The organism is Microbacterium sp. AB, from assembly GCF_032878875.1.
Taxonomy (GTDB): domain Bacteria; phylum Actinomycetota; class Actinomycetes; order Actinomycetales; family Microbacteriaceae; genus Microbacterium; species Microbacterium betulae.
Window position 1 is genome coordinate 3607234 of the sequence record NZ_CP118157.1, and the last position, 11776, is coordinate 3619009.

An 11776-nucleotide genomic window follows, 5' to 3' on the forward strand; every position below is an offset into this window, starting at 1 on the left:
CGACTCACGCCGCCCTCACGACCACGCCCTCCTCCGCGAGCCGGTCGGCCGTGGCGACGATCGCGTCGCTCAGGGCCGCCGCGGCGCGCGTGGGCGTGACGTCCGAGCGGTGCGCGAGGCTCACGGTGCGGGTGAGCCTCGGCTCCGCGAGACGCGTGACGCGCAGCTCCGGCCGCCCGAGCGCGACCATGGCCGGGACCACGGCGACCCCGATGCCCCGCTCGACGAAGCGCAGCACGGCGTCCATCTCCGGCCCTTCGAGCACGACGGAGGGCGACAGGCCCGCCGCCTGGAACGCGGCCTCGGTCGTGGCGCGCAGGTCGTAGCTGCGGTGGAAGACGATCTGGGGCAGCTCCGCGAGCTCGGCGAGCACGAGGGAGGCCCCCGCGGCGAGGGGCGGGCGGCTCGCGGACGACACGACGACGAGGTCCTCGGTGAGGAGGGCCGTGCGGCGGAGGCTCCCGGACACCGCCGTCGACGTCGTGACGAGGGCGAGATCCAGAGCCCCCTCGGCGAGCTCCGCGTCGAGCCCGCGCGAACCGCGCTCGACGATCTCGATCCCGATCCCCGGATGCGCGCCGTGGAAGGCGCTGATGACCTCCGTGACGAGGCTCGTGCACAGGCTCGGCGTGGCCCCCAGCCGCACGCGGCCCCTGCGCAGCCCCGCGAGCTCCGCCATCTCGCGGCGGACGGCGTCGGCGTCGGCGAGCATGCGCTTGGCGAGGGGCAGCAGCGTCTCGCCCGCCGCCGTCAGCGAGATGTGGCCGCGGGCACGGTGGAAGAGCTCCGAGCCGAGGTCCTGCTCGAGGGTCGAGATCTGCCGGCTGAGCGAGGGCTGGGCGAGACGCAGCGACTCCGCCGCGCGCGTGAAGTGCCCGTGCCGGGAGACCTCGACGAACGCTCTCAGCTGTTCGAGGTTCATGTCGATAGCGTAAGCGAATCGAGATGACGAGAATAATGCATTGGAGTAATCTCCACGCCGTTCCTACGGTGGAACGCATGACTCGATCGAAGGCGCTCGAACGCCGGCTCTCCACGACCGTCCTCGTCATCGGGACGGGGGGATCGGGCCTCCGCGCCGCGATCGAGGTCGCGGAGCACGGCGTCGACGTCCTCGCCGTCGGAAAGCGCCCGCGTCAGGACGCCCACACGTCTCTCGCGGCGGGCGGGATCAACGCCGCGCTCGGCACGATGGACGCCGAGGACAGCTGGCAGCAGCACGCGGCCGACACCATCAAGGAGAGCTACCTCCTCGCGAACCCGCACACGGTCGAGATCGTCGCGCAGGGCGCCGAGGAGGGCATCCGCGACCTGGAGCGCTACGGGATGGACTTCGCCCGCGAGGACGACGGCCGCATCTCGCAGCGGTTCTTCGGCGCGCACACGTACCGGCGCACGGCGTTCGCGGGCGACTACACGGGCCTGGAGATCCAGCGGTCGCTCGTGGGCCGCACCGAGCAGCTCGACATCCCGATCCTCGACACCGTCTACATCACGCGCATCCTCGTGAACGACAACACGGTCTTCGGCGCCTACGGCTTCGACCTCGTCGACGGGACGCGGTACCTCATCCACGCCGACGCCGTGATCCTCGCCGCGGGCGGCCACAACCGGATCTGGCGGCGGACGTCGTCCCGCCGCGACGAGAACACGGGCGACGCGTTCCGACTCGCCGTCGAGGCCGGGGCGCGACTGCGCGACCCGGAGCTCGTCCAGTTCCATCCCTCGGGCATCCTCGAGCCCGAGAACGCGGCGGGCACCCTCATCTCCGAGGCGGCGCGCGGCGAGGGCGGCATCCTCCGCAACGCCCTCGGCGAGCGCTTCATGGCGAGGTACGACCCCGAGCGGATGGAGCTCTCCACGCGCGACCGCGTCGCTCTGGCCGCCTACACGGAGATCAAGGAGGGCCGCGGCACCGCGAACGGCGGCATCTGGCTCGACGTGTCGCACCTTCCCCGCGAGACGATCATGACGCGCCTGCCGCGCGTCTACCAGACGATGCTCGAGCTGCAGATGCTCGACATCACGAAGGAGCCCATCGAGATCGCCCCCACCGCGCATTACTCCATGGGCGGTGTCTGGGTCCGCCCCGACGACCACGGCACCGACGTCGACGGCCTCTACGCGATCGGCGAGGCGTCGAGCGGCCTGCACGGCGCCAATCGGCTGGGCGGGAACTCGCTCATCGAGCTCCTCGTCTTCGGGCGCATCGTCGGGCAGGCGGCGATCGCGCACTCGGCGGGCCTCGATGCGCAGCGCCGATCGGCGGAGGCCGTCGCCGAGGCCAGGGCGGAGATCGACGAGCTCCTCGCGGCGGACGGGACCGAGAACGTCCGCGCCCTGCAGCGGGCCATCCGCGACACCATGACTGAGCACGCGGGCGTCGTCCGCGACGAGGCCGGCCTGACCGCGGGCCTCGCCGAGCTCGACGCGATCGAGGCGCGGATCGCCGACGTCGGCATCCATCCCGACATCGCCGGCTTCCAGGACCTCGCCCACGCGTTCGACCTCAAGTCGTCCGCCCTCGCCGCCCGCGCGACGCTCGAGGCCGCGCGGGAGCGCCGCGAGACCCGCGGCTGCCACAACCGCAGCGACTACCCCGACCTCGATCCGTCCCTTCAGGTGAACCTCGTGTGGTCGCCGAGGACGGGCGTCGTCCGCGAGAGCATCCCGCCCGTGCCGGACGAGATCGCCGCCCTCATGCAGGACGTCGACACGACGGGCAAGCTCGTCGAGTAGCGGACGCCCCGGCCGTTTGTGGGTGGAAAACGCCGTTTCCCGAAGCCGGAAAGCGGCGTTTTCCACCCACAAACGGGGTGAGGTCGAGCTCAGCGTGACGGTCGTCGTCCGGGAGAGTCTGCTGACCGCGCGGCGCCTGCGAGCCGGGGCCGACGCGGTGGAGGCCGCCGCCCTGTCACTCGCCTCAGATGTCGCCGACGCCGTGACCATCCACGGCGCACACGGTCGCCTGACGGCGTTGGGCAAGGGGATCTCCTGCGGCAACCGACGCTGCGCGTGAGCGCCGCGGGGCCGACGCCGCCGATACTCCGAGAGACGCCTTCGGACGACCTGTCGACGCCGAGGCGGGGGAGAGGGGCGACCCGGTCGAGGAGACGCTCGACGACACGCGCACGCTCGACCGGCTGCGTGCCGACCTGGCGATCGATCTCCTCCTCTCCGGACTCCCCACGGGACATGCGCCCGATGACGACGACTGCGGGAACCCGCTCGGCGCGATCAGTCCCACGGTCCAGGTGACGATCCCCGTCTCCACGCTCACGGGCCTGGACGACGATGCGGCGTTCCTCGCCGGACACGGCCCGATCGACGCCGACACGGCTCGACGTCTCGCGGCGTGCGCCGTCGGCTGGGACCGCCTGTACCTGCATCCCGCCACGGGCGCCCTTCAGACCGTCGACCGCTACACGCCGACCGCCGCACAGCGTCGTCTTCTCGTCGCACGCGACGAGACCTGCCGCTTCCCTCACTGCCGCGTCCCCCCACATCGCTCCGAGACCGATCACACCGTCCCCTACTCCCCGGACGGTCCGACCGGCATCGGGAACATCGCCCACCTCTGCAAGGGCCATCATCGAGACAAGCACCACACTCCGTGGACGGTGGTCCAGACGAGTCCGGGAGTCCTCGAATGGACCAGCCCCGCCGGCGCCCGCTGCACCGACAGGCCGCAGCCGCAGCCGCAGGTGCGGTTCATCGCGCTCGCCGACGATCCGCCGCCCTTCTGACTCGCGCGCTCGCGTCATCCTGCACGCCCGCGGCCTCGCGCGGAATACCACGGACGTACCATGGGTTGGAGCATCCAGACACCCAGGAGGCGCGCGTGCGACAGCTCATCATCATCGGTTCCGGCCCCGCAGGTTTCACGGCGGCCGTCTACGCGGCGCGCGCGAACCTGCAGCCGCTCCTCATCGCCAGCTCCGTCGAGGTCGGCGGCGAGCTCATGAACACCACCGAGGTCGAGAACTTCCCCGGCTTCCCCGAGGGGATCATGGGGCCCGAGCTGATGCAGAAGATGCAGGAGCAGGCCGAGCGGTTCGGCACGGAGGTGCGATACGACGACGTCACGTCGCTCGACCTCTCGGGCGACGTCAAGAAGGTCACGCTCGGCGGCGGCGCCGTCGAGGAGGCTCAGGCCGTGATCTTCGCGACCGGTTCCGCGTATCGCCGTCTCGGCCTCCCGGGCGAGGACCGTCTCTCGGGCCACGGAGTGTCCTGGTGCGCGACCTGCGACGGCTTCTTCTTCCGCGAGAAGGAGATCGCGGTCGTCGGCGGCGGCGACTCGGCGATGGAGGAGGCGACGTTCCTCACGAAGTTCGCCTCGAAGGTGTTCGTCATCCACCGCCGCGACACCCTCAAGGCCTCGAAGATCATGCAGGAGCGCGCCCGGGCGAACGAGAAGATCGAGTTCGTCTGGAACGCGGAGGTCGCCGACGTGCTCGGCGAGTCGGCGGTCGACGGTGTCACCCTGCGCGACACCGTCACGGGCGAGACGCGCGACCTGAAGATCGACGGCCTGTTCGTCGCGATCGGCAACGACCCCCGTACCCACCTCGTGCACGGTCAGCTCGACCTGACCCCCGAGGGCACGATCGCGGTCGACGGCCGTTCGTCCCGGACCTCCGTCCGCGGAGTCTTCGCCGCCGGCGACGTCATCGACCCGACCTACCGCCAGGCCGTGACGGCCGCGGCGTCGGGGACGGTCGCGGCGCTCGACGCCGAGCACTTCCTCGCCTCCCTCGGCGACGCGGGAGAGCCCGCGCCGGCAGAGGACCAGCTGGTCGAGGCCTGACCGGGGAACAAGCGACGCGCACCGCGTGTTCCCATAGATAGCTTCCGCGAACAAGGAGATTCCATGAGCAACGTCAAGGCCACCACGTCGGCCACCTTCGAGCAGGATGTGCTGCAGGCCGACGGCCCGGTGCTCGTCGACTTCTGGGCAGCCTGGTGCGGTCCGTGCCGCATGGTCGCTCCGGTCCTCGACGAGATCCAGTCGGAGAACCCCGAGAAGATCACGATCCTCAAGCTCAACGTGGACGAGAACCCCGACCTCGCCGCGAAGTACCAGATCACGTCGATCCCGGCGATGAAGGTCTTCAAGGACGGTGAGGTCGCGTCGACCATCATCGGCGCCAAGCCGAAGTTCGCGCTCGAGCAGGACCTCGCGCCCTACCTCGCGTAGGCTCGGCGAACGTCGCGAAGCCCCGGTCGACCGACCGGGGCTTCGTCGTGCACGGGGGAGGAGGCGGCTCAGCCTCGGTCCACGACCCTCACCACGGCGTCCCAGCGCCGGTGGGTGTTCTCCTGTCCCACGAGCCGCCACACGGCCTTCGTGAGCTCGGGGTACTCGGCCGCGATCTGACGCAGCAGGCGCTGGTTCCGCGCGTGCGTCGGCCGCAGGCCGCCATCCGCCTCGATGTGCTCCGCGCGCAGCGTGAAGACGACGAGCTCGTCCACCGTCGGCAGGTCCTCCATGAAGTCCCACGGGTCCTCGCCCTCGCGCAGGCGCTCATGCACGAGCGCGGCCAGCTCGTCCGACGCCTCGGCGCGCAGCACCTCCACGCTCGCGCGTCGGCGAGGGACGGGTGCTGCAGGGTTTTCCACCCGTCAAGCGTACGCGGATGCTCCCGGTCGAGGGCCGGGAGCATCCGACGCCGTCAGTGGTTGCGGAGCCGCTCGATGAGCTCGTCCTTGCGCAGCCTCGAATACCCGGTGATGCCGATCTCCCGCGCCCGCTTGCGCAGCTCGGGAACGGTGCGCTCCTCGTAGTCTTCGGCCTTCCCGCCGCGCCTTCCCACGGCCTTCCGGCCATCCCGCGCCGCGGCGTTCGCGATGCGGGCCGCCTTCTCGGCGGAGGCGCCGTCGTCGCGGAGCTCCTCGTACAGCTCCTCGTCCTTGATGCTCGGGTTCGGCATCCTCGATCCTCCTCTCAGAAGGGCCGTCCGCCCGTGACGGGCAGCACGGCTCCGGTCACGTACGTCGACTCGTCGCTCGCGAGGTATACGTAGGCTCCCGCGAGCTCGGCGGGCTGCCCGGCCCGCCCCAGGGGCGTGTCCTCGCCGAAGTGGGAGACCTTGTCGGCGGGGAAGCCCGTCGCGGGGATGAGCGGGGTCCAGATCGGCCCGGGAGCCACCGCGTTGACGCGGATGCCCCGCTCGGCGAGCTCCTGCGCGAGCGCCTGCGTGTAGGCGACGAGCGCGGCCTTCGTCATGGCGTAGTCGATGAGGCCGGGGGAGGGGTCCGACGCCTGGATCGACGTCGACACGATGATCGATCCGCCCTCGGGCATGTCGCGGACGGCCTCGCGAGCGAGCACCAGCGGCGAGACGAGGTTGGTGCGGAAGACGCGCTCGATCTCCTCGACCTCGAGCGACTCGATCCCGTCGCGCTGGCGCTGATAGGCCGCGTTGGGGATGAGGATGTCGATGCCGCCGAGCGCCTCACGCGCCGCGCGCACGAGATCGACGGTCTCCTCCTCGGAGGTGAGGTCGACGGGGAAGGCGGCGAACACGCGTCCCTCCGCCTCGACGAGCCGGCGCGTCTCGTTCGCGTCGTCGATCTCCTCCGGCTGATAGGCGATCGCGATGTCGGCGCCCTCGCGCGCGTAGGCGATCGCGATCGCGCGGCCGATACCGGAGTCTCCGCCGGTGATGAGCGCCCTGCGGCCGATGAGACGCCCGCGTCCCACCCACGTCCGCTCTCCGTGATCCGGCGCGGGCGTCATGTCATCGGTCAGGCCCGGCTGCCGAGGCTGCTCCTGCGCCGGGAACGGGCCGGATGGCACGGACTCGCGCGGGTCGTCGCCTCCGGGTGCGGTGTCGGTGTCGGTGTCGGTGCGCTGGGGAGCCATGTGCGTCGTCCTCTCGATGGCGGTGTCCACGGGATGGAACACGTGCCACGCTACGAAGCCGCGTCGGGGGTCCCCACCCCCTTGACTCGCGCGTCGGACATGCCGTAGGCGACCGGCAGCCGAGTCGCGTCTGAGACCGACTTATTCGCCGTAGGCCTTCTCGCCGATCTCCTCGAGCATTCGATTGAGGTCCTGAATCGACGCGAAATCGATCGTGACCTGGCCTTTTCTGGCCGTCAACTTGATCTTGACCTTTGTGCTCAGCCGATCGCCGAGTCGCGTCGCCACGTCGTCGAGGTAGGCGCGGCGCGCCCCGCCCTGCGGGCGCGGCCGCGTCGACGCCGGAGCGGAGCCGGCGGCCGCGGCCGCCTTCGCTGCCGCCTCGGCCGCGCGCACGGACAGATCCTCGTTCACGATCTTGTCGGCGAGCTGCTGCATCTGCTCCTCGGTCTCGAGGGACAGGATCGCGCGCGCATGGCCTGCACTCAGCACGCCCGCCGCGACGCGGTGCTGGACGGGCACCGGAAGCCGAAGCAGCCGGATGGTGTTGCTGATCTGCGGACGAGACCGGCCGATGCGGGTGGCGAGGGTCTCCTGCGTGATCCCGAAGTCCTCGAGCAGCTGCTGATACGCAGACGCCTCCTCGAGCGGGTTGAGCTGCGATCGGTGCAGGTTCTCGAGCAGCGCATCGCGCAGCAGATCCTCGTCGGCGGTGTCGCGGATGATCGCGGGCATCTCCGTGAGGCCCGCGTCGCGCGCCGCCCGCGTCCTGCGCTCCCCCATGATGAGCTCATAGGTGCCGTCGCCCTTCTCCCGGACGACGACGGGCTGCAGCACGCCGAACTGCCTCACGCTGTGGACGAGCTCGGCGAGGTCGTCGGCGTCGAAGTGGGTGCGCGGCTGCCGGGGGTTCGGCACGATCGCGGCGGGGTCGATCTGCACGAGTCGCGCGCCGGGGACCGCCACGAGCTCCCCGCCGCCGTCCTTCGGAGAGTCCGAGACGGCGGCGTCGGTCTGGACCGGCTTCTTCGACTTCGTCCCGCCGGGGAAGAACACGTCGACCGGCCGCTCGTCCGTCGACTCGGACGTCGGGATGAGGGCGCCGATCCCTCGCCCCAGGCCTGTTCGCTTCGCCATCAGGCGTCTCCTTCCTCAGCGCCCGCGTCTCCGCGTCGCACGATCTCGAGCGCGGCCTCACGATAGGCGATCGCGCCCGCCGAGCTGCCGTCGTATGAAATGACCGTCTTTCCGAAGCTCGGCGCCTCGGACACGCGCACCGAGCGAGGGATGACCGTGTCGAGGACCTCGCCGGTGAAGTGGCTCCGCACCTCTTCCGCGACCTGCTGCGAGAGACGCGTGCGCGCATCGAACATCGTCAGCAGGATGGTCGACAGCCGCAGAGCGGGGTTGAGGTGCTTCTGGATCATCTTCACGTTGCCGAGAAGCTGGCTCAGACCCTCGAGGGCGTAGTACTCGCACTGGATCGGCAGGAACACCTCGGTCGCCGCCGTGAAGGCGTTGATCGTCAGCAGGCCCAGGGAGGGGGGGCAGTCGATGAGGACGAAGTCCAGCGTCTGCTCGAGATCGGCGAGATGGTCGGTGAGCGCGGTCTTGAGCCGCTGCTCACGGGCCACCTGTGTCACCAGTTCGATCTCCGCGCCGGCGAGATGGATGTTGCTGGGTGCGCACAGGAGGTTGTCCGACTCCGGACTGACCTGGATGACGTCGGCGAGCGGCACGTCGTCGATGAGCACGTCGTAGATGCTGGGCGTGTCCGCCGTGTGGGGGACGCCCAGCGCGGTGGAGGCGTTGCCCTGCGGATCCAGATCGATGACGAGGACGCGGCCACCGAGCGAGGCGATCGCGGCGGCGATGTTGACGGTCGTCGTCGTCTTGCCGACGCCGCCCTTCTGGTTCGAGATCGTCAGGATGCGCGTGGAACCGGTGAACGAGACGTCGACGTCTTCCAGAGCTCGCCGCCGGGCGGACAGATCCGCCAGTTCACGTGCGATCGGACTGTCATCGGGCTCCGTGATGTTCCCGGACTGTTTCACGTGAAACACTCATCCCTTCGCCACGAGCAGACCGTCTCAACTCTAGCCGCCGCCGCGACGCCACGCCGACATGGGTCGCCGTGCATCCCGTGTCCATTCGTCGAGCGCGCATGTTTCACGTGAAACATCCGCCGAGCTTCTCCGGACGGGTCGCGTCGGGATCTCGTCGCCGGCGGTGTTTGGAGACATGGAGGACGCAAGACCTCCTCAGCTCGGTTGTCTTCCCTCGTTGGCGAGGACGGGGCGCGGCGCGGGTCCGCAGCGCTCGACGCGAAGGGGCCGGACAAGTCCTGGACCACGGTCGCGGCATCATCACGCCTCCCCGTGCCGCGTGATGTGATCTCGCATCTCGCGCGAGGCGCGTATCGCGATCGGCGCGCTGTGCCGAGCAGCGCGTGCGGGCGAGGGCGACGGTGAAGACGCGGTCGCACACGTATCGGCCGGCGGGCGGGCTGGACGGGTTCGCCTCGCTCGAGGGTGAGTCCCATAGCGTGGTGTCAATTCCTGCGGGGTTCTCGTCGTCGTGGACGATGAAGGGCCACCGTGGGATGACCATTGTTTCCGGCAAGAAGCAAAGCAGAGATCCCACGATGACCCAGAACCAGTCTGCCTTGACGACCCTGATCGGCGAAGTCCTCGCCGATCCCGACCTCGCCCACTCCGATGTGTTCCGTCGGATGCTGCAGGCCGGCCTGCAAGATCTTGTCGACGCGGAAGCGACGGTGAAGATCGGCGCCGGCCGTTACGAGCGGACCGCGGAGCGGACGACCCGCCGCAACGGCACCCGGCCGAAGACGCTCGCGACCCCGGCCGGGGAAGTAGATCTGCAGATCCCGAAGCTGCGGGAGGGGTCGTTCTTCCCGTCGCTGTTGCACCCGCGCCGCCGGGTCGACAAGGCCCTCCACTCGGTGATCTGCCAGGCCTGGATCGACGGAGTCTCCACTCGCAAGGTCGACCAGCTGGTGCGGGCGCTGGGGAACGACACCGGCATCTCCCGGTCGACGGTGTCGCGGATCTGCTCCGAGATCGACGAGGCGGTGCACGAGTTCCTGCACCGCAGGATCGATCACACCTGGTTCCCGTACCTGTTCCTCGACGCCACCTACCTCGACGTCCGCCACCGCGGCCGGGTCGTCTCCCAAGCCCTCGTCGTCGCCACCGGAGTCTCCGGCGAAGGTCGCCGGGAGATCCTCGGGATGGCGCTGGGCGACGCGGAGACCACCGACTTCTGGACCGAGTTTCTCCGCGGCCTCCGCGACCGCGGACTGAAGGTCGCCACCGACGCCGACCCGCTGGGCGTGACCCTCGTCACCAGCGACGCGCACGCCGGCCTGAAGACCGCGGTCAAGGCGATCCTACCCGGGGCCGGATGGCAAAGATGCCGCGTCCACTTCGCCCGCAACGTCACCCAGAAGCTCGGCTCGGCGCGTTCGAAGCCAGTCAACGCGTTGATCTCGACGATCTTCGCGCAGACCACGACCGAGGCCGTGATCGCGCAATACAAGGCTGTCACCGACAGCCTCCGCGGCTCGTTCCCCGAGATCGCGACGATGCTCGAGGCGGCCGAGGCGGACCTGACCGGGTTCGCGCCGTTGCCCCGTGAGCACTGGCAGAAGGTCTGGTCGAACAATCCCATCGAGCGCCTCAACCGCGAGATCAAGCGCCGCGCCGACGTCGTCCAGATCTTCCCCGACCAGAGCAGCGTCACCCGCCTGATCGGCGCCGTTCTTCAAGAGCAGCACGAGGAATGGGGCTACGGCGAACGCCGCTACTTCTCCGACATCTCGATGCGCAAACTCGTCTACACGCTCCACGAGCACCCCGAGCCCGCACGCCCCGAGCTCTACCTCACCGCCTGACCATCACCCACCATCAGGAAGCAACCGAATGACACCACGCCAAGGGACTTGACCCTCGATCGATCCTCCGAACATGGTCCACGCATCAGCACAGCGTCACCCTCCCGTCAGCCACAGGGGAGCGCTGTCGGGGCACGAGAAGTCGGGCGCCGAGCCGCCTGACCACGCGATGGGCCGCCGTCGCCGCCGGCCGACGGCGACGAATCGGTTGGTCCGTGAGAGGACGAGGCGCGCTCTCGCGTCCATGATCGTTCCGTGCCCGGCTGCGCGGACGAGGGATCACCGCGTCGATCCCCGGATCACGGGACTTCATCGCGCACCGCCGACCCCTGACACGCCACGACACACACCCGCCGCGGCTTCGGCACGAGTCCTCGCTCTCCGCGAGCCGAGGAGCCTTCTCGGTGAAGTAGCTCACTTCGCCCCCTGCATCCTCCACCTCGAAGACAAACGTGCAAACGTGCCGGATGGAGTGGCCCGGACATCCACGACTGCGCCGCGTCCGCGCGGGGTGAGTACATCGGCCCCCGGCGTGAGAATGGTTACGCTCCTGCGCCCGATTATGCGGGCGTAGGGCGGTGGTCCGCCTCCCCACGAGACGCATACTGCTCTCTCATCCCGCCACCGATCGACGATGCTGACTCACCCGCGGCGGATTGGATGCTGTCTCCTCGACGCACGACGGAGCCGAGTGTTTCACGTGGAACACTCGGCTCCGCTCCTCTCCAGCGCACCGGGCGAGGGTTGCCTCCTCGGCCCGGCCCGGCGGAGCTCCTCATCTCATCACCAAGGCGGAGGGTGCCGTGCGGATCTCCATCGTCCTGGGAGGGATGACCCGACGGGGCTGTGGACGAGCAGCCCCGAGCACTCCGAGAGGCCTCGTCTTTCGGCGAGGTCGCGCTTCCACGTCGCAGTGACGATCGCCCGCGCCGCGGCTCGCATCCCTTACTCACGCGGGCCCGGGGGCGGCCCTCGCGATGGGGGAGAGGTGACCT

At 69.8% G+C, this 11776-nt stretch carries 11 protein-coding genes and 1 pseudogene; 6 read left to right on the forward strand and 6 right to left on the reverse strand.

What is annotated here, in order from left to right:
- Positions 1-4 precede the first annotated feature (4 nt).
- On the reverse strand, positions 5-922 hold the full coding sequence (locus N8K70_RS16945) for a LysR family transcriptional regulator (RefSeq protein WP_317139532.1): 918 nt from the start codon (positions 920-922) through the stop codon (positions 5-7).
- Between the two features lie 77 nt (positions 923-999).
- On the opposite strand from N8K70_RS16945, the gene N8K70_RS16950 reads away from it, so the two are divergent.
- The 5 genes and pseudogenes from N8K70_RS16950 (at position 1000) to trxA (ending at position 5200) form a co-directional block, all read left to right on the forward strand.
- Positions 1000-2739, forward strand: a complete 1740-nt coding sequence (locus tag N8K70_RS16950; protein ID WP_317139533.1) for an L-aspartate oxidase — start codon at positions 1000-1002, stop codon at positions 2737-2739.
- Positions 2740-2833: 94 nt separating this feature from the next.
- Positions 2834-3019 carry a hypothetical protein gene (locus tag N8K70_RS16955; protein WP_317139534.1) on the forward strand — a complete coding sequence of 62 codons (186 nt, stop codon included), beginning with the start codon at positions 2834-2836 and terminating at the stop codon, positions 3017-3019.
- 97 nt (positions 3020-3116) lie between these two features.
- Positions 3117-3746 (forward strand): annotated as a pseudogene (locus N8K70_RS16960) (DUF222 domain-containing protein); the annotation flags it as partial.
- A 95-nt stretch (positions 3747-3841) separates the two neighbouring features.
- On the forward strand, positions 3842-4810 hold the full coding sequence (gene trxB, locus N8K70_RS16965) for a thioredoxin-disulfide reductase (protein ID WP_317139535.1): 969 nt from the start codon (positions 3842-3844) through the stop codon (positions 4808-4810).
- A gap of 63 nt (positions 4811-4873) precedes the next feature.
- A complete protein-coding gene (gene trxA, locus N8K70_RS16970; RefSeq protein ID WP_317139536.1) occupies positions 4874-5200 on the forward strand; it encodes a thioredoxin in 327 nt (108 codons plus the stop codon).
- 68 nt (positions 5201-5268) lie between these two features.
- Here the strand turns inward: trxA and N8K70_RS16975 are convergent, their stop codons facing one another.
- The 5 genes from N8K70_RS16975 to N8K70_RS16995 all read right to left on the reverse strand — a co-directional run bounded on the left by N8K70_RS16975 (position 5269) and on the right by N8K70_RS16995 (position 8931).
- Positions 5269-5622 carry a tryptophan synthase subunit alpha gene (locus tag N8K70_RS16975; RefSeq protein WP_317139537.1) on the reverse strand — a complete coding sequence of 118 codons (354 nt, stop codon included), beginning with the start codon at positions 5620-5622 and terminating at the stop codon, positions 5269-5271.
- 53 nt (positions 5623-5675) lie between these two features.
- On the reverse strand, positions 5676-5933 hold the full coding sequence (locus tag N8K70_RS16980; RefSeq protein ID WP_317139538.1) for a DUF7218 family protein: 258 nt from the start codon (positions 5931-5933) through the stop codon (positions 5676-5678).
- 14 nt (positions 5934-5947) lie between these two features.
- A complete protein-coding gene (locus N8K70_RS16985; RefSeq protein WP_317139539.1) occupies positions 5948-6868 on the reverse strand; it encodes an SDR family oxidoreductase in 921 nt (306 codons plus the stop codon).
- Between the two features lie 141 nt (positions 6869-7009).
- Positions 7010-8005, reverse strand: a complete 996-nt coding sequence (locus N8K70_RS16990) for a ParB/RepB/Spo0J family partition protein (RefSeq protein WP_317139540.1) — start codon at positions 8003-8005, stop codon at positions 7010-7012.
- Positions 8005-8931 (reverse strand): ParA family protein, encoded by a 927-nt coding sequence (locus N8K70_RS16995; RefSeq protein WP_317139541.1) that lies wholly within the window; start codon positions 8929-8931, stop codon positions 8005-8007. Before N8K70_RS16995 ends, N8K70_RS16990 begins: the two co-directional genes overlap by 1 nt.
- Before the next feature lie 581 nt (positions 8932-9512).
- Here N8K70_RS16995 and N8K70_RS17000 point away from each other — a divergent pair.
- On the forward strand, positions 9513-10781 hold the full coding sequence (locus tag N8K70_RS17000) for an IS256 family transposase (RefSeq protein ID WP_317139542.1): 1269 nt from the start codon (positions 9513-9515) through the stop codon (positions 10779-10781).
- The last annotated feature ends 995 nt before the right edge of the window (positions 10782-11776 follow it).

Excerpts from the sequence above, each read along its gene's own strand:
- N8K70_RS17000 (WP_317139542.1), top strand. The coding sequence starts at position 9,513 with ATGACCCAGAACCAGTCTGCCTTGACGACCCTGATCGGCGAAGTCCTC.
- N8K70_RS16980 (WP_317139538.1), bottom strand. The coding sequence starts at position 5,933 with ATGCCGAACCCGAGCATCAAGGACGAGGAGCTGTACGAGGAGCTCCGC.
- N8K70_RS16950 (WP_317139533.1), top strand. The coding sequence starts at position 1,000 with ATGACTCGATCGAAGGCGCTCGAACGCCGGCTCTCCACGACCGTCCTC.
- N8K70_RS16990 (WP_317139540.1), bottom strand. The coding sequence starts at position 8,005 with ATGGCGAAGCGAACAGGCCTGGGGCGAGGGATCGGCGCCCTCATCCCG.
- N8K70_RS16945 (WP_317139532.1), bottom strand. The coding sequence starts at position 922 with ATGAACCTCGAACAGCTGAGAGCGTTCGTCGAGGTCTCCCGGCACGGG.
- trxA (WP_317139536.1), top strand. The coding sequence starts at position 4,874 with ATGAGCAACGTCAAGGCCACCACGTCGGCCACCTTCGAGCAGGATGTG.
- N8K70_RS16985 (WP_317139539.1), bottom strand. The coding sequence starts at position 6,868 with ATGGCTCCCCAGCGCACCGACACCGACACCGACACCGCACCCGGAGGC.